The sequence below is a fragment of the Alcaligenes ammonioxydans genome (assembly GCF_019343455.1).
In the GTDB taxonomy this organism is placed as follows: Bacteria; Pseudomonadota; Gammaproteobacteria; order Burkholderiales; family Burkholderiaceae_B; genus Alcaligenes; species Alcaligenes ammonioxydans.
Map to the genome: position 1 here is coordinate 2,035,170 of NZ_CP049362.1, position 23,612 is coordinate 2,058,781.

Annotated in this window: 26 protein-coding genes; 8 read left to right on the top strand and 18 right to left on the bottom strand. The window is 56.9% G+C overall.

Annotation, left to right across the window (positions count from 1 at the left end):
- Positions 1-25: 25 nt before the first annotated feature.
- From tssE to FE795_RS09400, 10 genes are all read right to left on the bottom strand, one after another.
- On the bottom strand, positions 26-445 hold the full coding sequence (gene tssE, locus FE795_RS09355) for a type VI secretion system baseplate subunit TssE (RefSeq protein WP_003799822.1): 420 nt from the start codon (positions 443-445) through the stop codon (positions 26-28).
- A 12-nt stretch (positions 446-457) separates the two neighbouring features.
- Entirely contained in the window at positions 458-943 is a 486-nt protein-coding gene (locus tag FE795_RS09360) for an Hcp family type VI secretion system effector (RefSeq protein ID WP_003799821.1), read from the bottom strand.
- Positions 944-1,086: 143 nt separating this feature from the next.
- Positions 1,087-2,574, bottom strand: a complete 1,488-nt coding sequence (gene tssC, locus FE795_RS09365; protein ID WP_003799819.1) for a type VI secretion system contractile sheath large subunit — start codon at positions 2,572-2,574, stop codon at positions 1,087-1,089.
- Between the two features lie 2 nt (positions 2,575-2,576).
- On the bottom strand, positions 2,577-3,080 hold the full coding sequence (gene tssB, locus FE795_RS09370) for a type VI secretion system contractile sheath small subunit (RefSeq protein WP_003799817.1): 504 nt from the start codon (positions 3,078-3,080) through the stop codon (positions 2,577-2,579).
- Positions 3,081-3,118: 38 nt separating this feature from the next.
- On the bottom strand, positions 3,119-4,546 hold the full coding sequence (locus FE795_RS09375; protein ID WP_219234849.1) for a TssA family type VI secretion system protein: 1,428 nt from the start codon (positions 4,544-4,546) through the stop codon (positions 3,119-3,121).
- A 288-nt stretch (positions 4,547-4,834) separates the two neighbouring features.
- A complete protein-coding gene (locus tag FE795_RS09380; protein ID WP_131070591.1) occupies positions 4,835-5,497 on the bottom strand; it encodes a hypothetical protein in 663 nt (220 codons plus the stop codon).
- A gap of 444 nt (positions 5,498-5,941) precedes the next feature.
- The gene (locus FE795_RS09385) at positions 5,942-6,403 is read right to left on the bottom strand and encodes a GNAT family N-acetyltransferase (RefSeq protein WP_039942953.1); all 462 of its coding nucleotides are present in this window, start codon (positions 6,401-6,403) and stop codon (positions 5,942-5,944) included.
- A gap of 80 nt (positions 6,404-6,483) precedes the next feature.
- A complete protein-coding gene (locus FE795_RS09390; protein WP_131070592.1) occupies positions 6,484-7,611 on the bottom strand; it encodes a site-specific integrase in 1,128 nt (375 codons plus the stop codon).
- Between the two features lie 71 nt (positions 7,612-7,682).
- Positions 7,683-8,195, bottom strand: a complete 513-nt coding sequence (locus tag FE795_RS09395) for a ClbS/DfsB family four-helix bundle protein (protein ID WP_131070593.1) — start codon at positions 8,193-8,195, stop codon at positions 7,683-7,685.
- A gap of 81 nt (positions 8,196-8,276) precedes the next feature.
- Positions 8,277-8,861 carry a hypothetical protein gene (locus tag FE795_RS09400; RefSeq protein ID WP_003799807.1) on the bottom strand — a complete coding sequence of 195 codons (585 nt, stop codon included), beginning with the start codon at positions 8,859-8,861 and terminating at the stop codon, positions 8,277-8,279.
- A 214-nt stretch (positions 8,862-9,075) separates the two neighbouring features.
- On the opposite strand from FE795_RS09400, the gene FE795_RS09405 reads away from it, so the two are divergent.
- Genes FE795_RS09405 through FE795_RS09415 form a run of 3 tightly spaced genes read left to right on the top strand, consistent with a single transcriptional unit; the run spans position 9,076 to position 10,836 of the window.
- Positions 9,076-9,645, top strand: a complete 570-nt coding sequence (locus FE795_RS09405) for a cytochrome b (RefSeq protein ID WP_003799806.1) — start codon at positions 9,076-9,078, stop codon at positions 9,643-9,645.
- Entirely contained in the window at positions 9,642-10,205 is a 564-nt protein-coding gene (locus FE795_RS09410; protein WP_003799805.1) for a YceI family protein, read from the top strand. The genes FE795_RS09405 and FE795_RS09410 overlap by 4 nt, the downstream gene beginning before the upstream one ends.
- A 58-nt stretch (positions 10,206-10,263) precedes the next feature.
- Complete coding sequence (locus tag FE795_RS09415) at positions 10,264-10,836, top strand: YceI family protein (RefSeq protein WP_039942951.1); 573 nt, start codon at positions 10,264-10,266, stop codon at positions 10,834-10,836.
- Between the two features lie 32 nt (positions 10,837-10,868).
- On the opposite strand, the gene arsC is transcribed toward FE795_RS09415, so the two are convergent.
- Positions 10,869-11,213: an arsenate reductase (glutaredoxin) gene (arsC, locus tag FE795_RS09420; RefSeq protein ID WP_003799803.1), complete on the bottom strand. Its 345-nt coding sequence runs from the start codon at positions 11,211-11,213 to the stop codon at positions 10,869-10,871.
- A 122-nt stretch (positions 11,214-11,335) separates the two neighbouring features.
- Between arsC and FE795_RS09425 the strand changes: the two genes are divergently transcribed.
- The 3 genes from FE795_RS09425 to FE795_RS09435 all read left to right on the top strand — a co-directional run bounded on the left by FE795_RS09425 (position 11,336) and on the right by FE795_RS09435 (position 13,840).
- Positions 11,336-12,034 (top strand): glutathione binding-like protein, encoded by a 699-nt coding sequence (locus FE795_RS09425; RefSeq protein ID WP_003799802.1) that lies wholly within the window; start codon positions 11,336-11,338, stop codon positions 12,032-12,034.
- 12 nt (positions 12,035-12,046) lie between these two features.
- Positions 12,047-12,841, top strand: a complete 795-nt coding sequence (locus FE795_RS09430) for an RsiV family protein (protein ID WP_131070594.1) — start codon at positions 12,047-12,049, stop codon at positions 12,839-12,841.
- A 159-nt stretch (positions 12,842-13,000) separates the two neighbouring features.
- The gene (locus FE795_RS09435; RefSeq protein WP_131070595.1) at positions 13,001-13,840 is read left to right on the top strand and encodes a DUF2789 family protein; all 840 of its coding nucleotides are present in this window, start codon (positions 13,001-13,003) and stop codon (positions 13,838-13,840) included.
- Between the two features lie 160 nt (positions 13,841-14,000).
- Here FE795_RS09435 and FE795_RS09440 read toward each other — a convergent pair whose 3' ends face one another.
- The 3 genes from FE795_RS09440 to holB form a co-directional block, all read right to left on the bottom strand.
- Positions 14,001-14,855: an ankyrin repeat domain-containing protein gene (locus FE795_RS09440; protein WP_003799799.1), complete on the bottom strand. Its 855-nt coding sequence runs from the start codon at positions 14,853-14,855 to the stop codon at positions 14,001-14,003.
- Between the two features lie 485 nt (positions 14,856-15,340).
- Positions 15,341-16,111: a TatD family hydrolase gene (locus FE795_RS09445; protein WP_059317606.1), complete on the bottom strand. Its 771-nt coding sequence runs from the start codon at positions 16,109-16,111 to the stop codon at positions 15,341-15,343.
- 17 nt (positions 16,112-16,128) lie between these two features.
- Positions 16,129-17,178, bottom strand: a complete 1,050-nt coding sequence (holB, locus tag FE795_RS09450; protein WP_003799797.1) for a DNA polymerase III subunit delta' — start codon at positions 17,176-17,178, stop codon at positions 16,129-16,131.
- Between the two features lie 136 nt (positions 17,179-17,314).
- On the opposite strand from holB, the gene FE795_RS09455 reads away from it, so the two are divergent.
- Positions 17,315-18,124 (top strand): deoxynucleotide monophosphate kinase family protein, encoded by an 810-nt coding sequence (locus FE795_RS09455; RefSeq protein WP_131070597.1) that lies wholly within the window; start codon positions 17,315-17,317, stop codon positions 18,122-18,124.
- Positions 18,125-18,210: 86 nt separating this feature from the next.
- Here the strand turns inward: FE795_RS09455 and mltG are convergent, their stop codons facing one another.
- Positions 18,211-19,218: an endolytic transglycosylase MltG gene (mltG, locus tag FE795_RS09460; RefSeq protein WP_003799795.1), complete on the bottom strand. Its 1,008-nt coding sequence runs from the start codon at positions 19,216-19,218 to the stop codon at positions 18,211-18,213.
- Positions 19,219-19,420: 202 nt separating this feature from the next.
- Between mltG and ygfZ the strand changes: the two genes are divergently transcribed.
- Positions 19,421-20,344 carry a CAF17-like 4Fe-4S cluster assembly/insertion protein YgfZ gene (gene ygfZ, locus FE795_RS09465; RefSeq protein WP_230406159.1) on the top strand — a complete coding sequence of 308 codons (924 nt, stop codon included), beginning with the start codon at positions 19,421-19,423 and terminating at the stop codon, positions 20,342-20,344.
- On the opposite strand, the gene mmsB is transcribed toward ygfZ, so the two are convergent.
- From mmsB to FE795_RS09480, 3 genes are read right to left on the bottom strand one after another with little or no spacing between them, the layout of a single operon-like run.
- Positions 20,319-21,215 carry a 3-hydroxyisobutyrate dehydrogenase gene (mmsB, locus tag FE795_RS09470; protein ID WP_131070599.1) on the bottom strand — a complete coding sequence of 299 codons (897 nt, stop codon included), beginning with the start codon at positions 21,213-21,215 and terminating at the stop codon, positions 20,319-20,321. The two genes, ygfZ and mmsB, sit on opposite strands and share 26 nt — an antisense overlap.
- A 58-nt stretch (positions 21,216-21,273) precedes the next feature.
- A complete protein-coding gene (locus tag FE795_RS09475; protein ID WP_059317603.1) occupies positions 21,274-22,401 on the bottom strand; it encodes an enoyl-CoA hydratase/isomerase family protein in 1,128 nt (375 codons plus the stop codon).
- Positions 22,398-23,546 (bottom strand): acyl-CoA dehydrogenase family protein, encoded by a 1,149-nt coding sequence (locus FE795_RS09480; protein WP_003799787.1) that lies wholly within the window; start codon positions 23,544-23,546, stop codon positions 22,398-22,400. The genes FE795_RS09475 and FE795_RS09480 overlap by 4 nt, the downstream gene beginning before the upstream one ends.
- Between the last annotated feature and the right edge of the window lie 66 nt (positions 23,547-23,612).

A 23,612-nucleotide genomic window follows, 5' to 3' on the forward strand; every position in this document is an offset into this window, starting at 1 on the left:
GCACACGCAATGGCCAACACGTTTGTCATTGCGCTTGCAACGACACCCGGCCAGACGAGGAGATTGACGTAGCCAGCCGTATTGGCAGCTCGTGGTCGTCTACCTGCACCAGACCTTCGAGCGAAAAGCTCAAGGACAGCACTTCACTGCCCTGCTCGCTGACCTGCACTTTGGGCGCTTTCAGGCGCGGCTCGTAGCGTTCGATCATGCGGGTGATACTGTCGATGATCTCGCGCGTGGACCCGCTGCTAAAGGAGCCGGCCAGATTGGTGAAATCCGGCACCCCGAACTCCGGGTCCAGTGGCACGCTGCCGCGCCGGGTATTGAGGATGCGCTGCAGATGCTCGCGTATCGAGACCACCAGCACCTGGGCACGCGTGGCCTGGGTCTGGATCTGTCCCGTCTCCAGCGCAGCAATGCGCTCCAGCAGACGCAACTCGCGCATCCCTTCTCCCTCTTACTTTGGTGTGAGCCAGGAGTCTTCGGCCTCGATGCCGTCCGGCTCCCAGGTCCAGACGATTTTTTCGTAGGTCAGGGCGATGTCTTCCATGTGGCCGAACTGGCGGTTCTCGGGAGCCAGGCAGTTAGGGACCCAGGTGCGCGAGCTGGTGACGACGGCCTTTTCCAGGCGAATCGTGTAGTACTTTTCTTCCGTGCCCTTGGGGCTAATGCGGTAAAACTCCAGCTCGACTTTGCTCAGTTGTTCGCCCGAGCACTGTGCCTGGAAGATCTTGGGCGAGGACTTGTCGATTTCCTTGGTCAAGGTAATACCCAGGTGCTGGCGCTTGCCCGAGGGCAGGCCCGTCTGGGGGCTCTTGGGCAGTTCAATACGATGATCGACGGCCTGGATCAGAATCTTGCCGCTGTGACCCTGAACTTCGCAGGACCCTTCGATCTTGCCCTGGGTTTCGCCTTCAAGCGTGAGATAGCATGGCATAGGCATGGTAAATTACTCCTGTTGTTAACTGACTGTGTGATGACTTAAGCAGTAGTTGCCAATACCGGGTACACCACGACGTCTGGCTGGCGTCGCGCCGGTGCCTCAAGGCGGCGATCCTGTGTCAGCAGGATCGCCCGCCCTCAAACTCAGTTTTTGTCCAGCTTGCCCACCAGCGACAAGGTGAACGATGCGCCCATGTACTTGAAGTGCGGACGCACTTTCAAGCCCACGCGGTACCAGCCTGGATCGCCTTCCACATCCGAAACGGTCACCTCGGCCTGTCGCAAAGGCCGACGGCTGCGTACACCCGCGCTCGGGTTATCCATATCGGCCACGTACTGACGAATCCACTCGTTCAGTTCGGCTTCCAGGTCATTGCGCTCTTTCCAGGTGCCGATGTTCTCGCGCTGGATCACCTTGATGTAGTGCGCCAGACGGCTCACCACATAGATGTAAGGCAGTTGCGTGCCCAGCTTGTAATTGGTCTCGGCCACCTTGCCTTCTTTGTTGTTGCCAAAGAACTTGGGCTTTTGCGAGGAATTGGCCGAAAAGAAGGCCGCATTGTCCGTGTTCTTGCGCATGGTCAGGGCGATAAAGCCTTGTTCGGCCAACTCGAATTCGCGTCGTTCGGAGATCAGCACTTCGGTCGGGATCTTGGTCTGGGTCTCGCCCATGGCCTCGTAGTTGTAAATAGGCAGATCCTCGACCGCCCCGCCGCCTTGCGGACCGATGATGTTGGCGCACCAGCGATAACGTGCAAAGCTGTCGGCCAGTCGGTCTGCAAACGCAAAGGCCGCATTGCCCCACAGAAAGTTCTGATTGCCGCCCGACACATCTTCGTTGTAATTGAAGGTCTTGGCCGGTACCGTGTCCTCGCCATAAGGCACGCGCAGCAGAAAATGCGGCAAGGTCAGGCCCACGAAGCGGGCGTCATCGGACTGGCGAAATGAATTCCACTTGGTAAATTGCGGGCCTTCAAAAACCGCACTCAGATCTTTCAGATTGGGCAGTGCCGAGTAATTGTCCACGCCAAAAAACTGCGGTCCGGCCGATGCAATGAAGGGCGCGTGCGCCATGGCCGACACGCTGGCCAAGGACTGCAGCAGCTTGATGTCCTGGGTGCCGGGACCAAATTCGTAATTGCCGATGATCGAACCAAACGGCTGACCACCGAACTGTCCGAATTCCGCCGTGTAGACAGCGGTATACAAACCCGAGCGGGTGATATCGGTGGCATCCTCAAAGTCTTCCAGCAGCGCCTGCTTGGACACATTCAGAATGGCCAGCTTGTTGTTCTCACGAAAATCCGTGCGATCGACCAGAAATTTCAGCCCTGTCCAGGCCGACTCCAGACGTTGGAAATCGGCATGGTGCAAAATCTGGTCCACCTGACGGCACAGTTTGCGATCCAGATTGGCGATCATTTCATCGATCAGGCCCTGGCTGATCTTCTCGCTTTGGCGACCTGGCTCAAGCAGCTCGGCCACAAAGGCTTCCAGCCCCTGGCGGGTAATGGCATAGGCCTCATCATCAGGACGCAGGCGAGTCGATTCAATCAGCTCATCGAGCAGCGAGCCGCCTTCCTGGGCGCCTTGCGCAGTCTGAGCCTGCTGTTCCGGTGTGTTTGCAGTCATCTTTATTCCCCTTGCTTGTCCTGTACGCCCAACTCAGCCAGCAGACGCTGACGCGTGCCTTCGTCCTGTACCAGTCCCTGCAGACGCTTGCGAAAATCAGGCAGATTGCCCAGTGGCCCTTTCAATGCCTTGAGTGCGTCGCGCAAGGCAATCAACTGGCGCAGTTCGGGCACCTGATCGACCAGCGCATCGGGCTGAAAGTCGCGCATGGACTCAAACCGCAGGTCCACAGTCAGTTGATCGTCCGGCCCGGCCTGCTCATTGAGCTTGTCCTGCACCAGCAAGGTCAGCGACAGATTCTGGGCCTTGAGCACGTCGTTGAACGTATCCTTGTCCACGCTGACCGGCGTACGCGCATCCAGGGGCGTACTGTCTTCGCGCAAGGTAAAGTCGCCCAGCACTAACTGGCGAAACGGCAGCTCCACCTGCTCCTGGGCATCACCCGTGGCGGGTTTGTACACAATATTGACGCGCTCTTTGGGGGCGACGGAACCATCAGCAGCCATGTCGGTTTCTCCTGTTTAGAAAATCGGGGTCTGTTCTTTCATCGGGCGCGCATCAGTTGCTCGCCACCCGTCTTTAACCGCGCCAACGCTCCATCCAGCAAGCGTCGCGCAGCTTCGGCCTCGGCTCCAGCCGCCATGACCAGAGAGGTCAGGCCAAACACATCCAATCCTTCACCGTCCCGCGCCGTCTCTGTAGGCGGTTCGGCATGGCCAGCGGCCGGTGCAGGCTCAGTCACCCGCGTCCCGGACGCGGTCAGCCACGCACGCGTCTGCTCATCGGCAAAGGGACGCCCATCGCTAAAAGCCAAGCGCTCCAGCCCCGGTAAACGCTGCAAGATCGCTTGCGTTTCGATCAGAATGGTTTGCGCACCGGGCTGTCCCTGAGGCAAAGCCTGCGCCGCCTGATAGGACAGGCGGTTCAAATCCAGCCAGAAACGCATGCGTCCCAGGCGCGACTCTGCAAAGCGCAATATCGCCGCCGGGTCCTGGGCTTCGCTCAGGCGCTCCAGCACTGCCAAGTCCGCGACAGGCGGCGGAGCAACACGCGTCACCCCTTCCTGGGCATGCGGCAAGGTATCCAGAAACAGCCAGGCGCTTTGCCGGTTCAACCGCAGCAGCCAGGCCGTAGCCAATAGTGCATCGTCCAGGGTCAGCAAAGACTCCTGGATCGTCGCGACACTTTGCTCTACATAGCGCTCGGCCGCGACCACGTCGCTTAGCGTTGCAGCAGCGATGGCAAGGGCCTTGTCGCTCACGGAATCAGGCGCCACCTCAGAGTGCACAGGCTGAGCGACTTCTTTGGCTACACGTACCGGGGCGGCCGTCTGGGTCGCTACCGCAGGCTCGTCCTGAGCCGGTTCAGAACGCGGGAAATCAGGAACAGGCGTTTCAGACGAAGTCTGTGCATCAGGGGCCTCGCTCTGGACGGTCGGCAACAACTCTCCCAGACGCTTGCCTAAACGCCACCACGCCGGCGGTTCATCGTCTTTAGCCTGCCAGAACGCATCCAGCTCATCACACAGGGCAAGAACCTCGTCGCGTTGCTGCGAATCCAATCCCTCTGTGTCCCAATCGGGCTCGGACAATACTGCGTCACATTCGTCCAGCAGCCATTGCACCTGATTGCGCCGGCCACGAATGCGTGCCGCAGGCGGACTCATGACGTCCCAGTACACCGTATGCAGATCGCGGATCACCTGCAGTCCAGCTGCCAGACCACGCGTACCGTACTCATGCAACCAGGCTGCGCACAACCACACCCCGGCACTCAAATCCTTGCCCTCTTTATCCAGTACCTGAGTTGCCAGAGAGGCGACCAGTGACCAGTCCACCGGCGTGGCGGCATGCATGTCCACACGCTTTCCGACTTCAGACTGAAGCGACGCAAATGTCTCACCGTCACGCGGCATGTGCCCATGAGTGAGTGTTTCATTGATGGCCCGTACGCCTAGCTGCTTGTCCAACATCTCTACGTGCTCCCTGAGTCGGATCACCGGAAAAACGGCGATCTGCTACTGATGAACCTAGTGTAGAAATGTCACGTTTAATGACCGTCCAAATCTTATTGTTGCTGTTTCACCGTTTGAGACGATTCAATAAACACTTGGTAAACGCTCAGCCGTTTACACCCGCAGCTTGGCTGCAGCTCCCGCAAAGCGGATGTGCTAGACAACAGTGCCACTTGACATCATCAAGGAGTCTGGGGGCGGGAAGGTTGGATAAGACGGGAACCGGTTATTTCTGGGACTGTTTTCTCAAGGCGCTAAGGGTAGAGCCGCATTGGATCGCATGGAGGCATCGGGGTTGCGAATGCCAAGTGCAGGGTTCAGTACCGGACTTCCTACCGGCATATGATCTCTGAATTTGAAAGTCTGAAAATTAGCCAATGAAATCGCCCGTATACCATTAATAAAATGGAAAGGGATGATAATTTCCTCTTCACTGGCGGTATGCGGCCCTCGATAGATGAAACCTTGCAGTCCCAGACTCTGAATCAGCGGTTTGTCATCTGGAATTTTTATACCAATTTCACTTAATGCTTCCCTGACCAATTTTGATTTTTCTGATTGCGGAATTTCAGGATCTGCGATTTCATTACCGGCAATATCAACAAAATGGGTTTTTTTCCCCTTACCTGCGAACTTGTTAACGGTTGAGGTCTCTATATAAATCAGATTGATATAGGCTTCGCCGGTACCATCCGGCGGTAAAGCGTCCGGTAAATACCCTTCTGCCGTGAGTCTATCCTCCGCCACATACAAACCCGACCAATCGTCTTTTTTGCCTTCCGGATAAGACTTGATCGTGCTGCGATAGCGCTTGTCATTGGCGCTGACACCAGCGGACTTGTAGCCCAGAAACACGCCGGTCGTGCCGGGCTCAATGGCGATCTCCCTTGTTTTCGCTTTGACACTCATCGGACTCTCTCCCTGTCTAAGACATGTACTGCAGCGTCAATCCATTCCGTCTTTGACTTTAGGGTGATTAAGAATAGAAAGCAGCAACAGGAAAGATAGATCGAGCAAGAGTCAAACGTCAATCAAACCAGAATACTCAGTTTCATTGATTCCTTATTATCAGGCCCTTTAGAAATAACGCCGGGTTCATCATCAGGCAGCGTCACGCCGGATTTTTTTGCGCACACACGAGAACATATTTTTTGAACGAAGAATAGATAAAATCCATATTCAATGAAATGGTTCAGAGTCAGAAAACCATAACACCTCGGCTGCGCCTTATTCTGCCTACAGACAGGCTCTAGCGCTTGTTCTTGAATTCGAAAAAACTCCTTGCTGTCTGAGCGGTCTTTATCGTTCTTGTTCGCACCGCGCTCCCTGGCAAACTGCCTCAACAAGACAGGTTTACAGAGTCAGCTTGAAACCCTTGTGGCTGGCCGTAAAGCCCAGCTGTTCATAAAACCGATGTGCATCCGTTCGGGCCATATCGGAAGTCAACTGCACAATACGACATTGGCGCTGACGGCACTGCTCGACGGCCCACTGGATCATCAAACGGCCCAGGCCGGAACCACGGGCCGAGCTGGCAATACGAACAGACTCGATCTCGCCCCGCCATGCGCCTTGGTGAGAGAGTCCCGGCATATAGCTGATCTGCAACGTACCCACCACACGACCATCCAGTTCCACCACGGCCAGATACTGATTGGGATCTGCCTCTATGGCGGCAAAGGCATCCAGGTAGGACCGGGCTAGGGGCAAGCGTGTATCTTCGCGTTTTTGGCCCAAAATGTCGTCGGCCAACATGGTGACGATCGCCTCAAGATCGGTTGCAAGCGCCCGACGAAAAACAGGTGTGGATGTCAATTCAAACTCCTTGGTCAAAAAACCGGCTTAATGGATTTGAAATTATGCCCCTTGGAAGCGAACAAACCATGACTAGCCCTTCAGTCTGATTGCGTACTGGGCCTCGTTAATGAGGTCGCCACCACTTTTTGCGCCTGCAACCAAGCCAGCCAGGCAGCCTGCAGACGCCAGGCGCTGGCCGCGCCCGGGGCGTAACCCATCACCTCTTCAATTTCTGGCAGAGAAAAGCCGCGTTCAATCAGGCCAGCACCAAAGGTGTTGCGCAAGCGTTGTGGCGTCATCAACAAATCCATCTGCTTGATGCCCCATTTACTGACGATACGCGCCAGGGTGGCCGGATTCATCTGCGCCTGGGGACGAGCCGCGCTGATCTGACGGCTGCCCGGAAAGACGCGACTCTCTTTCACCCAGGCTCCAGCGTCTTGAAGGCCACTGAAGATCAACCAGCTACGCAACATCTCATCACACCATACGGGCACCCTGACATCGCGCTTTGCCACGCCCGAGAGACTGATGAGCAGGGAGCCATCGCGCCAGAGGGCCATGCCCTCGTCCTCATCGGCCTGCCCGTCAGAAAGGGGTTCAACCCCCACTTGGGTGGCTCTGATGGCCGAGGGATGCAGGTGTTCCAACTCCACCGGACGCAGACCCGTCGCTAGCATCACCGCCACAATGGTCATGTCCCGATATTCGCGCCACCGGGTGGCGACCGTCATATCAGTGGCCAGCTCCAGAACGCGGCGCCGATGACACAATGACTTGATCGTCGCCCGACATTGTTCGACCGACAGAAATTGAGTGGCCTGATTGTCGGGCGCTTGCCGCCAGCTTTCCTTGAAGGGATCGTTGATGGCTGGCGCCAGAGCGGGGTTTTCGGAGCGACCATCCTGACGACACAGTTCCTCGTAGGCGCGGGCGATGACTTGTTGATAGCGTTCGCGCTGAGGTCGGCGCACATCGTCCAGATTGCTCAAAAAGTCACGAATATCCGTGGGCTGAATCTGCGTGTACTGTTTTTGATGCTCATGAAGGGCCTGCAAAAAGCGCCGCCATAAGGTTCGATACACTCGTTGCGTACTGGCTGCCATGGGGGGACGCTGATGCTGCAGCCAAGTATCAAACAAGGCTTCCGCCGAAATGTCGGCGGCTTTTACGCCCAATAGTGGCAGGTCAAACTGCCCTTCTTCGCGTGTAGACCTTTTTTTCATGGCGTGCCTGTTTTTTCCGTTAATTGCATTTTATGATAAGCCCCCAGGGAGCAGCGTGCAATATGGCCGGCTCAGGCCAGCGAATTTGCTTTCTTCCATTGGCGCAGCCGATTTCGCGCATTGGCATACGGCGAGGCCGTATTGAACTGAATCATGCGCCCCTGTGAGTAGGTCTTGTACCAAGGGGCACCGTACAAGGCCTGGTCGGTACAGTGTCCGACCAGCTCCACAATCCGGCCATAGACATCCTGGAGACGGGTAAGCAGTTCCGAATAAGAAAGATCGGCATAATCCGCGTAGAACTTCTGTGCCAAGGCCCCCAGCTCGTTCCATTTGAAACCACGTTCGGGAAAATCGACCGCTTCCCCCCGAACTTTGGCGTGACTCCACTTCAATACCAGTTCGTTCCAACCGATTAAATAAGCCACCAGATCCGACACGCTCATCTGTGTTCCTTTGACATGCCCTTGCAGGCTGCGCTCGCGGCATCGCTCCTCAGGAACCGTCAGCAACTCTGCCCTGAGTTGTTGATAGCTACTAGAGATAGCCTGCAGTAACTCCTGTTTGTTTTGCGGTACTGCCATCGGTGCCCTCCCCTGGTCTTGGTTGTTCAAGTCCGGCGCGCCGCCCCCCAAGCAAGACAGACGGCAGCCAGACCGCCTGACTTAACGAAAGAGATTTTGGTGTACCCAACCCTTATTGGTCAGAATCAACCGTGCCTGCCCTTGAACTTCTGGTGCTGTCAGTGCACGCAGGTCCTCGTAGGCATCCAGAACGGCTCCATCCGTAATCCACGGCGCGGCATCAGCCAGATGATAAACATAGTTAACTTGGCTGACGGTAAATCCGCCTGCACTGGCCGGCTCTGTGAAGTAGTTGATGCGTTTGAGAACCAGACGGCCCGTACAAAAGGCATCACGCTCGCCCTGGGACGGCTCGGAGCCTGCACGTCGCAAATAGGTATCGGCCTGAGGCGTCAATTCGTAGCGCGGTGCCTGCTCTGTCCCCACCTGACGCACGAGCCCCACCGAGGCCAAGGCCGCCAGACGAGCCCGATCCTCCACGATCAGGGGCGAGTCATGCTCAGCCTGGTAAGGATAACTTCGTCCCGGCACACCGACACATAAACCATCCCGGCTATCCAGATAAGACTGGATAGCTGTGCTGAAATTTTCCTCATTGGCCTGCCTGGAGTCCTGACACCCTGCCAACAAGGCGGCTGCCCCAACGACCAACGCTGTCTTCCACATAGATACTTCCTTGCTCGCGAGCTGAAAAATCGAGTGTATCCCGCGCTCGCACCACCCTAACAGCCTTGTCACACGCTGACAAGAAAAGACGCCGATAGCAAGGTCGCAGCGCGACTACCCTCAAATTTGCATTACTGCATTGCAAAATCTGGTCTTTTAGGAAGCTTACAAACAGGTTAAAGTTTCCAGGCTTCGTAAATGAAAGGCATTATCAATGAGCAACACTTCTGTCCCAGAGGATCAGCCCCGTTACACCCGCATCGCCCGCATCTTGCACTGGATCATGGCATTGGCGCTGACTGCCTTGGTCATCGTGGGCCACACCATGAAAACCTTGCCGCTGTCCCCCCTGAAACTGCAAGTCTATTCCTGGCACAAGTGGGCTGGCATCACCCTGCTGCTACTGCTGGTGCTGCGCCTGATCTGGCGTTTGTTGCACCGCCCCCCTGCCTTGCCCGCCAGCATGTCTTTCTGGAGCCGGGCGCTGGCGCATAGCGGCCATGCCCTCCTGTATCTGTTGATGCTGGCCATCCCTCTGACCGGCTGGCTGATGAGCTCGGCCAAAGGATTCCAGACGGTCTGGTTTGGCGTGATCCCCCTGCCCGATCTGGTCTCCAAAGACAAACCTTTGGGAGAGTTGCTGGTCCAAGTACACATCTTTTTGAATTACGCCCTGATTGCCATGGTCAGCCTGCACGTTCTGGCGGCCCTCAAGCATCAGTTCATTGACCGTGACGGCTTGCTCGGCCGCATCACCTTTACTTTAGGCAAAGCCAAATCATGAAAAAATCTGTCTTCGTGTCCCTTCTGGCCGGCTCCTTGGGTCTCAGTCTCAGTCTGGCGGCCAATGCCAAGAACTACCAGACGCTGGATGCCCAAAATAGCGAAATCGGCTTTCAGTATTCGCAAATGGGCGTGAAGCTGGATGGCCAATTTCGCAAGTTTGAAGGCGAGCTGAACTTCAACCCCGACGCCCTGGATCAGTCCAAGGTGGTGTTGAAAGTGGCACTGGATAGCGTGGATACCGGCTCGGAAGAAGCCGATGACGAATTGCAGGACGTACGCTGGTTCGACATTGACGCGCATCCCCAGGCCGTTTTCAGCTCCAAGCGTTTCCGTGCCGTCAGCGCCCAGCAATATGAAGTGCAAGGCACGCTGCAGATCAAAGGCCGTGAACAGCCCGTTACTGTCATGGCAACCATGGCACCCGAAGGCGATAAAGCTACGTTCAGCGGCGCTTTTGACATTAAGCGTGGCGACTTCTCGATCGGTGAAGGCTCCTGGTCCAGTTACGACATCGTGGCCAACGAGATCACCGTCAATTTCAAGATTGATGCCCGGTAAAACGACGCATCAGCCCTCATTCCTCTTTTCTACCCGCATCAGCAAGGATTACACCCTCATGATCAAACCAGTGATTGCTCTGTCCGCCAGCTTCCTCCTTGTCTTTGCCGCTCAAGCCGCGCCGGTGAGCTATCAGGTTGAGCCCAGCCACACCTTTGTACACTTCAGCTACAAGCACCTGGGCCTGAGCACTCAAAACCAGCGTTTCGACAAAGCACAAGGCACGGTTACCCTGGATCAGCAAGCCAAAACCGGCAGCATCGACATGAAAGTCGACACCCGTTCGGTCAGCACCGGCTTTCCCCTGTTCGATGAACACATTCAAGGCAAGGATTACTTTGATACGGCCCAGTTCCCTGAAGCCACGTTCGTATCCAAGGAAATTCAATTCGACGGCGACAAGCCTGTGTCCGCCAAAGGCGATCTGACCATCAAGGGCATTACCAAGCCCGTTACCATGAACATTGAGTCGTTCCTGACCATGTCCAAGCACCCGATGTTGAATAAACCCGCCCTGGGTGCGGATGGCAAGATCGAGATCAAGCGCAGCGACTTTGGCATGGCTGCCAATGTGCCCCATGTCGGTGATGAGGTCACCATCCGTATCGCCCTGGAGGCCATCGCGCCCTGATCCAGACCTGCCCGCCGTTGCAGGAAATCCAGTTACAGGATTTCCTGCACCACTTCCAGGGGACGCGCCAGACGCGTCCCTTTTTCCGTCACCACAATGGGACGATTCAGCAAAATGGGGTTGGCTTCCAGGGCAGCGAGCAACTCCTCGTCGCTTAAATCCGGATTGTCCAGATTCAACTCGCTGTAAATCGCTTCTTTGCTACGCATGGCCTCACGCACCGTCAGACCCGTGGCCGCAATCAGCGCTTTGAGTTCGCTGCGCGACAAGGGGGTTTTCAGGTATTCAATGATCTCGGGCTCCCGTCCTTTTTCTCGCATCAGGACCAGGGCATTGCGCGAAGTGCTGCAGCGCGGATTATGATAGATTTTGCTCATAACAGTCTTTGACTTCCTATAAACCGTATTCAGGCAAACAATAGTAGCCCAGCGCTGCCGGCCCCGTCATCCGGCCTGCTTGCGGCAAACAGGCCCGCATCTTCATTCAGCCAGGAGAACCCATGATCGACCTGTATTACTGGACCACTCCCAACGGACATAAAATCACGATGTTTCTGGAAGAGTCCGGTCTGCCTTACACCCTGTACCCCGTCAATATTGCTCAGGGCGACCAGTTCAAACCCGAGTTCCTGCGTATCGCCCCCAATAATCGCATTCCCGCCATTGTCGACCACGCTCCGCAAGACGGCGGCGCGCCCATCTCCTTGTTTGAGTCAGGCGCCATCTTGCAGTATCTGGCCGAAAAAACCGGACAATTCCTGTCCGCAGACTTGCGCATCCGCACCGAAACCTTGCAGTGGCTCTACTGGCAAATGGCAGGGCTGGGCCCCATGGCCGGTCAGAACCATCATTTCAATGTGTATGCCCCGGTAAAAATCGAGTATGCGATAGATCGTTATGTGCGTGAGACAGGTCGCCTCTATGGCGTGCTCAACAAGCATCTGGCGCAGCGCGACTTTATCGCCGGAGACTATTCCATTGCGGACATGGCCAGTTACCCCTGGATTGTCTCGCATGAGCGCCAAGGCCAGAACCTGGACGACTTTCCCCATTTGAAGCGTTGGTTCCAGCGTATTGCCGAACGACCAGCTACGGGTCGTGCCTACGCACTGGTCGAGACAATCAACCCAGGCTCTCCCGTCCATGATGAGAAAGCCCGTCAAATCCTTTTTGGCCAAGACTCCAAAACCATTCGATAGGACTACGACTCCATGACCTTACAGCGCCCTTATCAGCTGCTGCTTATTGGCCTGACAACCCTGGCTCTGTCGGCGTGCTCCAGCACGCCAAGCTCCAATATTTCCCTGATCCCCACGCAAACCCAGGATCAGACGGAAAAAGACGGTGTCTTTACCCAATCCCTGAACTACAAGCACATCAAGCCTGGCTGTACCGGCGAATGCCCGCGCCTGGAAGTCAAATCCCTGATTTTCCCCGGTAATCCTGAGCTAACCGGGCTGGTCGATGAAAGCCTGGCACACATGACCGTCATCACCGACCGCCATCCCGGTTATCGTGGTTTGAAAGAGTTCGAGAACTACTACTGGGCCACGGCCAATCATCGCGATGAAGTTCATCTGTCAGCCCGTACGCGCTACCGCAACCGCGATCTGACCGTTGTAGAGCTAAGTTCAGGCATTTACATGACCGGTGCCGCTCACGGTATTACGGCCACGCAGTTCATCAACTGGGACAATCGCCTGAAAATGGCCCTGCCCCTGGATCGTATTATCGCCCCAGGCAAGATCAAACCTTTCCAGGAACTGGTACGTCAAGCCCATCAGAACTGGCTCTCCGGCCTGAGCGAAGCGCGCGAGGATCGCGCCGGCTGGGACAGAATGTGGCCTTTCCAGCCCGCTCAGAATATTGCGCTGACGGACCAGGGGCTGTTGGTGAAGTACAACCCCTATGAGATCGCCCCCTATTCCTTCGGTCAGCCTGAGTTCTTGCTGCCTTACTCCCAATTGAAAGGCATATTGCGCCCCGACTATCTGCCCGCCAACTAGCCAAACCGCTTGACTGAGCAGACAGGCGGCCTTCCTCTGGCTGCCTGTCCTAGCCCACACGCTGTTGCACGCTACCCCAAGCCCGGCATCGCTGCCCTGCCGATCCGAAACCCAGCCTGCTGCCAGCGCCCTGTTCCCTCTTTACCTGGTCCCGCCATCATGTCTGATAATTTGTTCCGCTTTCACGACCTGTTTGCCCAATTGGGTTTGCCGAACTCACCTGAGGCGATTGCCCGCTTTCTGAACGAACACCGCCCCTTGCCCAACGACGTCCTGCTGGCGGATGCCCCTTTTTGGGATGCCTCCCAGGCGGATTTCATTCGGGAAAAACGCCTGCAGGATGCGCCCGAATGGATTCAGGTCATTGATCAACTCAGCGAAGCGCTGCGTGAGACCAGGGACGTCGTAAGTTCAGATAGGCCTTGTCGTGTGCTGGCCCTCTCTGGGAGCCTGCGCCAGGGCTCTTTCAATACCGCCTTGGCTCATGCAGCCCAAGCCCAGGCCCCTCAGGGCATGACGGTTGAAGTGGCAACCTTGCACGGCATCCCCCTGTATGACGGCGATCTCGAAAGCAGCAACGGCATTCCAGAGGCGGTACTGAGCTTGAAAGCAAAAATTCTGAATGCAGACGCGCTCCTTCTGGTCACCCCCGAATACAACAATGGCGTACCCGGCGTGTTCAAGAACGGCATTGACTGGCTATCACGCACTGATAGGAACGCCATTTTCTCAGGACGTTTAACGGGGTTGGTCGGTGCCTCCATGGGGGGATTTGGCACGATTTCATCCCAGGCGGCCTGGCTGCCCACACTGAAAATGTTGGGTGTGTCCCTCTACAGCGGGGGCTCTTTGATGGTGTCTCGCGCACAGAACTCCTTTGACGCAGCGGGCACGTTACACGATGAGCACACCCTGAACCTGCTGAGCACGTATCTGCAGGGTTTCCACCGTTTTGTCCAGGCCTCCCAGCCAAGCAGAGCACATCAAACAAGCGCGTAACCGACACGGCCAGAAGTGCCGGGTGGCCTGATCGCTTTTACAAAGCAAATCGACACGCACAGGTACAACAGAAAACGGTGGGACCAGCACCAGCAAGCCTTACAAGTTCGCCGTCTCAGCAAAAAGGAGCCTTGAAGGCTCCTTTTTTATTGCCCAAGGCTTAAGGCTGAACGGGCTTGTCGAAACGATCCAGATCAAAGTAACGACTGGTACCACTGGAAGCGGCGGGAGCAGAACTTGTACTGTCCGCCGCAGGCGAAGCGGCAGGCTCGACCGTGACAGTCTGGACCCGATTAAGATCGGGCTGCTCCACGCGTTCGGGCACACCATAGGTCTGTACACTCTCTCCCGAAGATGATCCTGCGGGAGGAGGAGTCGAGCCGGCCTTGCGGGCAAGCGTCTGTTCGAGATAGGCGGCCAATTGATCGTGGTTGGCTGAACGCGCCCAGTCTGCAGCGCTCAAACCCTGGGCATTTTGCATGCCTGGGTCTGCACCGGCCGCCAATAACAGATCCACCACCGCACGTTTGCCCGATAAGGCCGCCATCATCAAGGGACTGGTACCGTCGGGTGCGGGCGCATTCACAATCGCTTTTTGCGACAGCAGGTAGCGTACCGTGTCTTCATGACCTTTAGAGGCTGCGTAGTGCAAGGGCGACCAACCCACTCGGTTCACTTGCCCTCCTCGTGCCTGCAAATCACGTAAACGGTCGGTTTCCCCCATCAGGGCCAGATACATCATGGGGGTTTCACGGGCCTCGTTCTCGATGTTCACATTGGTTTGGCGATTGGCCAGCAAGGTATCCACCACTTTCCAGGACTTGTTGCGGATCGCCAGCATCAAAGAGGGATTGCCCTTGGAGTCCACCGCATTAGGGTTCGCCCCTTTGATGAATTCCTGCTCAATGATGTTGGGGCGATCATTTTCCAGCGCCAAATACCAGTTCCGGCTTTCCAACTCAGGCTCCTGCGCCTGCACAGAGGTGGACATCAGCAGGGCCAGAGGCAGCATCATGGAAAGAACAGGCTTTCTTATTACTTTTTTATTAAAAATCATTATCTTAAGTCCTTTTCTTAAGGTGCTTGATGAGGTATTGAAGCGGAAAAACAAGCTCTTTCGAATCTCAAGCCGTTCCCTCTTGGCAGTAGGTATTTTCTCAGAAAAAGGATCATATAAATCCGCTAAGAAATTGATAATAAACAGCAATATAGTCTTAAAAATCTGGAAATACCTCAGACACTAAGCGCCCGTCAAAGACGTGCGTGGCTAGCATGACCGCGCTGCCTTGTTTGTCAATATCGCCGCCTATGCCTCCGACCGGAGCGAGGGCTTATCCGCGTTCACCCCATCCTGAAAACACAGGCACTACTTATTTAAAATCAATCACTTAGCCTGACTATTTGACACATTACCTAAGAATCAAAAGGCATCCCACATTCTGCTAGCTATGCTCTACTCAATCCCGCAGAGTAGTAAACGAATTTCTAATTCAGATTAACTTAGAGCCGTACCTTATTGAATAATCTGAAAAAATTCTCTGTGCTGGCTTCTTCCACCTCCTTGACGGAAATACCCCGCAATTCTGCAATCTTCTCGGCCACATGAATGACCAGAGCAGGATTATTGGTTTTACCTCGATACGGAACTGGAGCCAGAAAGGGCGAATCGGTTTCAATCAGCAAGCGGTCCAGCGGCACCCGTTGCGCCACGTCTTGGAGCTGGGTGGCATTTTTGAAGGTGACGATGCCCGAGAAGGAAATGTAGAAATTCAGGTCCAGGGCCGCCTGCGCCACTTCCCAGGTTTCCGTAAAGCAATGCATGACGCCCCCCGCAAGCTGAGCCTGCTCCTGGCGCATGATCGCAATCGTGTCCTCACTGGCTGAACGCGTATGAATAATCAAGGGCAGGCCCGATTCACGGCTGGCCCGTATATGGGTACGGAAGCGCTCGCGCTGCCACTCCAACGGCTCTTGCAAACGGTAGTAATCCAGGCCCGTCTCTCCGATAGCCACGACTTTCGGGTCCTGAGCCAGCGTCACCAGCTCCTGCACGGTGGGCTCGGTCACCTTTTCGTAGTCCGGATGTACACCGACCGAGGCAAACAAATGGGTATGCGGACGGACCAACTCCATCAAACCGGGCCAGTCGTCCATATCGACGCTGACCACTAGCGCACAGCCCACCTGGTTCTGACGCATCTTATCCAGAATGGCGTCCAGATTTTCAGCAAGTTCGGGAAAGTTAAGATGGCAATGCGAATCAACAAACATGATGAGAGGTACTTTTCTTAAACACGACGACATGCCTGGTGCAAGCGGTCCAAGGCATGATGAACCAACAATTTAGCATTGAGCGGATGATTGCCCAGCGCCTTTTGCTGAGCCAGCCATTTGAGCGCTTCGGTAAGGGCCGCCGAATTGGCCTGAGCCGCCAGCGCATCAATCTGTTTTTGCAACGAGGGATAGTAACGCGCCGACTGGGCAAAACCACTTAACTGAATATCAACGAACAAACGTTGCCAATGATCGACCCATTCCTGAACCGGAAGTTTTTCCAGCGTATCGGCCAGCGACAAGTCCGCTTCACGGCCAGCTTTCAAGACACCCTCGATCCAGGCACTGAGCCAGTCCGGACACGGCGCCTGCATCGCCTCACTGGCGCTGAACGCCTTTAAAGGAGCCCCCCCCCAGGCTGCCAACCAATCAGATGCGTGCTCTAGCCCCTGCTGCTGCAGCCATTGCACCGATTGCTGAGCATCCGGTACCGGCAAAGGCAAGCGGCGACAGCGTGAGACAAGCGTTGGCAGCAGTCGATCGGGGGCATCGGCCACCAGCAAAAAAACAGTACGATCGGCCGGTTCCTCCAACACCTTCAGCAAGGCATTGGCAGACACCAGATTCAAGGCCTGAGCCGGATACACGACCGCGACGCGCCAGCCTCCCCGATGCGTGGCCGTATTGAACCAGTGCTGCAACTGTCGCAACTGCTCCACCCGGATTTCCCGAGACGGATTTTTACGGGCTGCCGCGTCCTTGGCCAGATCGCCCTCCTGCATGTCGGGTCCCTGCTCCTCCAAGGCAATCGCATCAGGACGCAACAGACGCAAATCCGGGTGATTGCCCCCACGCACCCACTGACAGGCCTGACAGTGGCCGCAAGCCAGTCCCTGAACAGGCTGCTCGCACAATAAACTGGCTCCAGCCGCCCGGGCGAACTGCGTCTTGCCGATACCGGGCAGACCATGGATCAGCCAGGCATGGGCAAAACGCTCTCGATTACCCAGCCAGGCCTGAGCCGTCTCGATTTGCCAGGGTAGAAAAGTCAAACTATCAGACACCGTATTGCCTCAAGGTTGCACATCAACAGGCCTGATTCACGCCAGAAAGACAAGATGGTCTCCCTTGCCTGAACGGCTCAGCGCACATTGTAATATGAACCGGTAAAATGCCTGCTCCACTACCAAGGATGATGAAGTGAGCTTATTGATCGGGCTGGCCGCCAAAGCGCGTTCAGGCAAAGATACCGTGGCCAATCTTTTGCTGGCCCACTCCCCTTTACTGGCTGCCTATGCCTTGGCCGACCCTGTCAAAATGGGCTGCGAGGTGCTGTTTGGCCTGAGTCCCGCCCAGGCCTGGACTGACGACAGCCTGAAAGAAGTCCCTATCGCGCTATGGCAGCGCTCCCCGCGGCAGTGCTTTCAGTTGCTGGGAACAGACTGGATGCGCGAACGCGATCCCGATCACTGGTTGCGCCGCGCCCAACATCTGCTGAAGTTCGGGCCAGGCGCCGCCCTGGTTCGCAAACCGCAGGACTATTCGGTCTGGGCCCTGGCTTTGCCCGCTCTTTACGGCTTGTCGGCCGAACAGTTGGACGGCGAGCAAGCCGACCGTGTGGACAGCTTTTGGGGACTCAGTCCACGTCAGGCCGTTGAACACCTGCGCAGCCGGGTCCTGTCGCAGTATCCCGACTTCGAGCAACGCCGTCAGGCCTTGCCCCTGCGTGCACCGAGCCACCAGCTACCGGATATGAGCCAGGCACGCTGCCTGCTGATTAAAGATATTCGCTACGAAAACGAAGCCGACTTCATCCGTCAAAATGGCGGGGAGATATGGCATATTGAACGCCCTGGCAACCCGGTCATCAGCCAGCACTCCTCGGAATGGGGGATCGCGCGTGCCCCGCAAGACTACCTGATCCGAAACGATGCCGGCTTGCCAGAGCTGGCAAACAAGGTCCATGACCTCTGGCGCGGATTTACCCAGCGCCACGGCTTGCTGGCGTAAGAGGCCGCCAGCTCGGCCCCGGTCGGACAGGATCTGCCATGGCCGGCCTTCCTTCATCGAGCGCCGGCCTGTCTTGCACTCTGGCGCTAACGCTTGAGAATGTACTTGGCCACGGCCCGGTTATGCGCCGCCAGATTGGCCGAGAACTCGCTGGTACCGTCACCCCGCGACACAAAATAGTAAAAATCGTGCTTTTCCGGATGCAAAGTCGCCAATAAGGAGGCCTTGCCCGGACTGGCGATCGGAGTGGGCGGCAGACCCGCACGAGTGTACGTGTTCCAGGGCGTATCGGTTGTCAAATCACGCTTGCGGATACGACCCTCATAGGCTGAACCCATTCCATAAATCACCGTCGGATCCGTCTGCAAAGGCATACCCACGCGCAAGCGGTTCATGAACACCCCCGCCACTCGCGCCCGATCCTGGCTGTGACCCGTCTCACGTTCCACAATGGAGGCCATGATCAGCGCCTCATAAGGCGTTTTCAACGGCAAATCAGGATCACGGTCGGCCCATAACTGCTCCAAGAGCTCCTGCTGGGCCAGAAAACCGCGTCGCAAGATATCCACGTCAGCCGTACCCGGAACAAAGACATAGGTATCGGGGTAAAACAAACCTTCGGGATGTCCGACTTCAACACCCAGGCGGCTTAACAAATCGGCATCGCTGACCTCGCCCAAGGTCTGTCGAACCTGCGGGTTGTTCGCCAGCGTGTCACGAATGCGCTGATAGGTCCACCCCTCCGGAATGGTCAGGCGGGTCTGCAGCATATTGCCGCTGGACATCCGCTCCATCACTGTCCAGGGGGTATCACCACGCACCGCCTCATAGGCGCCGGCCTGCAGCGAGGTATCCAGACCCGTCAGGCGCGCCATCCAGACGAAGGCGTCCTCCTGGATATCAATGCCAGCCTGCTGCATGCTGCGCGCAATCGCACGCGGCCCTGAACCGGCAGGGACCACATAATCAATGCGTTCAGCACTCATGTTCACGGGCAGCTTCTTGGCCCAATACCAGGCGCCACCCGCGAGAACACAGGCGGCAACCACCACAAGGCCCAACAGGGCAGAGAAGATTTTGACGTTTTTTTTCATGCGAGCGCTATTGTAAACAGAATGGGGCGGCCTGTTCTTGACGATGTGTCACAAGGCGGCATGGAAATGACGTGCGCCGATCGTCCCCTTAACACGCGAACACGCACATGCCCTGTTGTCAGCGGGGATATGAGTCTGGAACAGGCCCTACCCACGGTATGATTGATGTTTAAATTTATTCTTTCGCTCAGCCATGACCGGAATGTCTGCCCCTCTCTCGTTCACCTTGCCCGATTTGTGCGTCCTCCAGTTTCAGGGAGCGGATGCCGTCCCCTTTCTTCATGCCCAAGTCAGCAATGACCTGGAGCATCTGGCTGCCGATCGTGCCTGTCTGGCCGCCTACTGCACCGCCAAAGGGCGCAGCCTGGCGACCCTGGTGCTCTGGCGCGAAGCGACCGACACCGTATTTGCTCTGGTGCGTCGTGATCTCAGCGAAGCGCTGATCAAGCGCCTGCGCATGTTCGTGCTGCGCAGCAAGGTCACCATCAGCCTGGCCGAGTTGCAGGTTTATGGTGTGGCCGATCAATCTGCCGCCCAAGCCGTCTGGAATTTGCAGCGCGAGGGTGGCGACACCCTGATTCAAGCCCCCGGCACGCTGGAGGGCATGAATCGGCACTGGCGGATTTCTTCGCAGCAAGATGCGAACGCGCAGGCTTCTGAAGGCCTTTGGGAAACAGCAGATATTTTGGCGGGCTTGCCCTGGATCAGCGCCGCTACGCAGGACCTGTTCATTCCCCAGACCCTGAACCTGGACCTGATCGACGGGATCAACTTCAAAAAAGGCTGTTATCCCGGCCAGGAGGTCGTGGCGCGCAGCCACTATCGGGGCACCATCAAGCGTCGCATGATGGCCGCCCGCACGGACCGGCTGGATGCGCCCCCTGCGGGCCAGGAAGCAGCAGACGTATTCTTAGTCCCGTCCGAGGGAGGGGCCGAGCCGATCGTTGCCGCCCGTATCATTAATCGTGCCTGGCAGGCCCAGCAGCAGCGTCTGTACGTCTTGATGGAAGTGGTACTGGCGGACCTGGAGCAAGGCCAGTTTCAACTGGAGCAAGGACAGGCACTGGAATTGCAGCCCCTGCCCTACGCTCTCCCAGAACTTAGCGCCTCTGACGGTACAAATTAAGAATGCTGGAAAAATCCAGTCCGGCATTCTGACCCTGGGCCGCATGCAAGGCGAACAGGTTACGGGCCAGTTCGCCTAACGGCGTCGCGCTATTTTGGCTCACGGCGGCATCCGCAGCCAGACCCAGGTCCTTGAGCATCAGACCGGTGGCAAAGCCCCCCTGATAGTCACGCGAGGCCGGCACATCCGGCATGACACCGGGCCATGGGTTGTACAGTTCGGTGGCCCAGTTGCGCCCCGAGCTGCGCGCCATGATGGACGACAACACGGCAGGGTCCAGACCATGGGCAACGCCCAGCGCCAAGGCTTCAGCGGTACCCGCCATCAAAATTCCCAACAGCATATTGTTGCAAATCTTGGCAACCTGACCCGCACCGGCTTTACCGGCGTGGAAAATGTTCTTGCCCATCGCATCCAGATAAGGACGCGCCTTTTCCAGCGCCTGATCCTCACCCCCAACCATAAAGGTCAAGGTACCGGCAATTGCGCCACCCGTACCACCGGAGACAGGCGCATCCAGCATCAACAAGCCCAGCTTGGCTGCCTTGGTCGCCAGATCCTGGCTGGTTTGCGCATCAATCGTGCTGCAATCGACCAGCACCGTGCCCGGGGCCACCGCCTGCAGCAAGCCGTTCTCGCCCTCGTAAACCTGACGAACATGGCGACCAGCGGGCAGCATGGTAAAAACCATCTGTGCCTCTTTGGCGATTTGCGCGGCTGACTCGCCCACCTGCGCCCCCGCCGCCTGCAATTCCTTCATGGCTTCCGCATTCAGGTCAAAGACTTTCAAACGATGACCGGCTTTGAGCAGATTCAGCGCCATGGGTTTGCCCATATGGCCCAGCCCGATAAATGCAATCGTGTTACTCATTTTGTCTCCTCGTCATTATGAAAACGGCGCCGTCAGGCGCCGCAGCGGTCTGCCTGAATTACAGGTCAGCCAAGGGATGAGTCCTGTCTGCAGGCCACGCCGGAACAAAAAAGCGTTCCACCCAGCGGGCATCGGCCTGTTCCAGCGACGCCGGATTCCAGCGTGGCTGTTTGTCCTTGTCAATCAGCAGTGCGCGTATGCCTTCCTGGAAATCGCCTTGCACGCCACACTGGAGCGAGACGATGTATTCCAGACGGAAAACATCGGCCAAGGACAGGTGGTGCACGCGCTCCAGTAGCTCAAAGGACAAGCGAGCCGAACCAGGAGCCCCTTTGGCGAAGGTTTGTGCAGCACGCGACAGCCAGGGGTCGGCACTATCCTGCCACTGCTGCAGAGCCTGTGTCATGCGTTCAAATTCACGGCTGGCGCAGACATCACGCAGCATGGCGTAATTTTGCTCCAGTGGGCCGCTATCGGGGCGAGCGCCCTCTGCCAGAGTGCGCAGGACCTGATGCAGGCTGCTGTCACGAGCAGCGCGTTCATCAGACCAATCCGTGGCTTGCAGGGCCTTGAGCAAGGCGTCGAAATGCGCTCGTGGCAAGTACGCATCCGCCAAGCCCAGGAACAGGCAGTCCGAGGCGTTGATTTGCGCGCCGCTCAGGGCCAGGAAATGGCCGATCCCCGCAGGCAGATGCGACAGCATCCAGGTACCGCCCACATCCGGGAACAGACCAATGGAGATCTCGGGCATGGCAAAACGCGTGGTATCTGTCACCACACGATGGCTGGCGCCGTTGAACAGGCCCACGCCCCCACCCATCACGATACCGTCACCCCAGCACAAAATCGGCTTGGGGAAGGTATGGATCAGATAGTCCAGGCGGTACTCCACATCGAAAAATTCGCGGGCGTACTCATTATTCCAGGCCGAGCCCCCCTGGTTCTTTTGCATCGAGGCGTACAGCGAATGCAGATCGCCCCCTGCGCACAGCGCCTTTTCTCCGGCACCGCGCAAGACGATCATGGCAATACTGGCGTCCTGCGCCCATTCCTGAAACTGCTTGAACAGCAGCTGGCACATTTCCAGATTAAGTCCATTCAGGGCTTGCGGGCGGTTCAGCGTAGCAACACCGATCGCCTTCCCGTTCTGGCCGGGCAGCCGATCAAACAAAACAGAATCCGTCATCGAATATCAGCTCCAAGATCAATGATTTGTCGTGCAATGATGACACGCATGATCTCGTTGGTGCCTTCCAGTATCTGGTGCACCCGCGTATCGCGCACCAGACGCTCGACAGGATAATCCTTCAGGTAACCATAACCGCCAAACAGCTGTTGCGCATCCACGCAGGCCTGAAAACCCAGATCGGTGGCCATACGTTTGGCCATGGCGCAGTAGGTACTGGCCTGGCTGCTACCGGCGTCCAGATGAGAGGCCGCCAGCCGCACCATTTGGCGGGCAGCCACAACGCTGGTCAGGATATCGGACAATTTGAACTGCAGCGCCTGAAACTGATCCAGCGGCTTGCCGAACTGGCGGCGCTCCTGCATATACTGACGGGCCGCATCATAAGCGCCTTGGGCGGCGCCTACCGAGCAGCAGGCGATATTGATGCGCCCACCGTCCAGGCCCTTCATGGCCAGTTTGAAGCCCTCGCCTTCCTGGCCCAGCAGGGCCGAGGCAGGAACGCGCACGCGCTCAAAGGTAATGCCGCGCGTGGACTGACTGTTCCAGCCCATTTTCAGTTCTTTGCGACCATAGGTAATACCCGCCGCATCCGCAGGAACCACAAAAGCCGAAATGCCTTTGGGACCGTCGCCTCCGGTACGGGCCATCACCACCAGCACATCGGTATCGCCCGCTCCGGAAATAAAGGCCTTGCTGCCACTGATCAGATAGTCATTGCCGTCACGCTCGGCACGGGTACGCAGCGACGCCGCATCCGAACCCGAACCAGGCTCTGTCAAGCAATATGAGCCCAGTTTCTGTCCGCTGCTGAGCAGTTCGCCCCATTGGGACTTGACCTCATCCGTGCCCCAGGTGCCAACCATCCAGGTCACCATATTGTGGATCGTCAGAAATGCCGTGGTCGAGGGATCAACCGCCGCCATTTCCTCAAACACCAGGCTGGACTCCAGACGCCCCAGCCCCAGGCCGCCGATGGACTCCGGAGCATACAAGCCGCAAAAACCCAATTCACCCGCTTTACGGAAGGCCTCGATCGGGAAAATCTGTTCCTCGTCCCAATGCGCCGCATGGGGTGCCAGCTCACCTTGCGCAAACTCGCGAGCCGCTTGCGCAAACGCGTTCTGATCGTCTGTCAGTATCATGTCCGTCTCCTTATTTTTACCCACCATAATGCGAGCTGCCCCCTTTAGTTGTCGTGCTGATGACAA

What these genes read in the sequence shown, in the direction of transcription:
- mmsB (WP_131070599.1), bottom strand. Translation starts at nt 21,215, where the DNA reads ATGAGTAACACGATTGCATTTATCGGGCTGGGCCATATGGGCAAACCC.
- ygfZ (WP_230406159.1), top strand. Translation starts at nt 19,421, where the DNA reads ATGTCTGCCCCTCTCTCGTTCACCTTGCCCGATTTGTGCGTCCTCCAG.
- FE795_RS09435 (WP_131070595.1), top strand. Translation starts at nt 13,001, where the DNA reads ATGTCTGATAATTTGTTCCGCTTTCACGACCTGTTTGCCCAATTGGGT.
- FE795_RS09395 (WP_131070593.1), bottom strand. Translation starts at nt 8,195, where the DNA reads ATGGCAGTACCGCAAAACAAACAGGAGTTACTGCAGGCTATCTCTAGT.
- FE795_RS09440 (WP_003799799.1), bottom strand. Translation starts at nt 14,855, where the DNA reads ATGATGCTGCCTCTGGCCCTGCTGATGTCCACCTCTGTGCAGGCGCAG.
- tssC (WP_003799819.1), bottom strand. Translation starts at nt 2,574, where the DNA reads ATGACTGCAAACACACCGGAACAGCAGGCTCAGACTGCGCAAGGCGCC.
- FE795_RS09415 (WP_039942951.1), top strand. Translation starts at nt 10,264, where the DNA reads ATGATCAAACCAGTGATTGCTCTGTCCGCCAGCTTCCTCCTTGTCTTT.
- tssE (WP_003799822.1), bottom strand. Translation starts at nt 445, where the DNA reads ATGCGCGAGTTGCGTCTGCTGGAGCGCATTGCTGCGCTGGAGACGGGA.
- FE795_RS09430 (WP_131070594.1), top strand. Translation starts at nt 12,047, where the DNA reads ATGACCTTACAGCGCCCTTATCAGCTGCTGCTTATTGGCCTGACAACC.
- arsC (WP_003799803.1), bottom strand. Translation starts at nt 11,213, where the DNA reads ATGAGCAAAATCTATCATAATCCGCGCTGCAGCACTTCGCGCAATGCC.
- tssB (WP_003799817.1), bottom strand. Translation starts at nt 3,080, where the DNA reads ATGGCTGCTGATGGTTCCGTCGCCCCCAAAGAGCGCGTCAATATTGTG.
- FE795_RS09360 (WP_003799821.1), bottom strand. Translation starts at nt 943, where the DNA reads ATGCCTATGCCATGCTATCTCACGCTTGAAGGCGAAACCCAGGGCAAG.
- FE795_RS09400 (WP_003799807.1), bottom strand. Translation starts at nt 8,861, where the DNA reads ATGTGGAAGACAGCGTTGGTCGTTGGGGCAGCCGCCTTGTTGGCAGGG.
- mltG (WP_003799795.1), bottom strand. Translation starts at nt 19,218, where the DNA reads ATGAAAAAAAACGTCAAAATCTTCTCTGCCCTGTTGGGCCTTGTGGTG.
- FE795_RS09380 (WP_131070591.1), bottom strand. Translation starts at nt 5,497, where the DNA reads ATGAGTGTCAAAGCGAAAACAAGGGAGATCGCCATTGAGCCCGGCACG.
- FE795_RS09390 (WP_131070592.1), bottom strand. Translation starts at nt 7,611, where the DNA reads ATGAAAAAAAGGTCTACACGCGAAGAAGGGCAGTTTGACCTGCCACTA.
- FE795_RS09475 (WP_059317603.1), bottom strand. Translation starts at nt 22,401, where the DNA reads ATGACGGATTCTGTTTTGTTTGATCGGCTGCCCGGCCAGAACGGGAAG.
- FE795_RS09410 (WP_003799805.1), top strand. Translation starts at nt 9,642, where the DNA reads ATGAAAAAATCTGTCTTCGTGTCCCTTCTGGCCGGCTCCTTGGGTCTC.
- FE795_RS09480 (WP_003799787.1), bottom strand. Translation starts at nt 23,546, where the DNA reads ATGATACTGACAGACGATCAGAACGCGTTTGCGCAAGCGGCTCGCGAG.
- FE795_RS09375 (WP_219234849.1), bottom strand. Translation starts at nt 4,546, where the DNA reads ATGTTGGACAAGCAGCTAGGCGTACGGGCCATCAATGAAACACTCACT.
- FE795_RS09425 (WP_003799802.1), top strand. Translation starts at nt 11,336, where the DNA reads ATGATCGACCTGTATTACTGGACCACTCCCAACGGACATAAAATCACG.
- FE795_RS09445 (WP_059317606.1), bottom strand. Translation starts at nt 16,111, where the DNA reads ATGTTTGTTGATTCGCATTGCCATCTTAACTTTCCCGAACTTGCTGAA.
- FE795_RS09405 (WP_003799806.1), top strand. Translation starts at nt 9,076, where the DNA reads ATGAGCAACACTTCTGTCCCAGAGGATCAGCCCCGTTACACCCGCATC.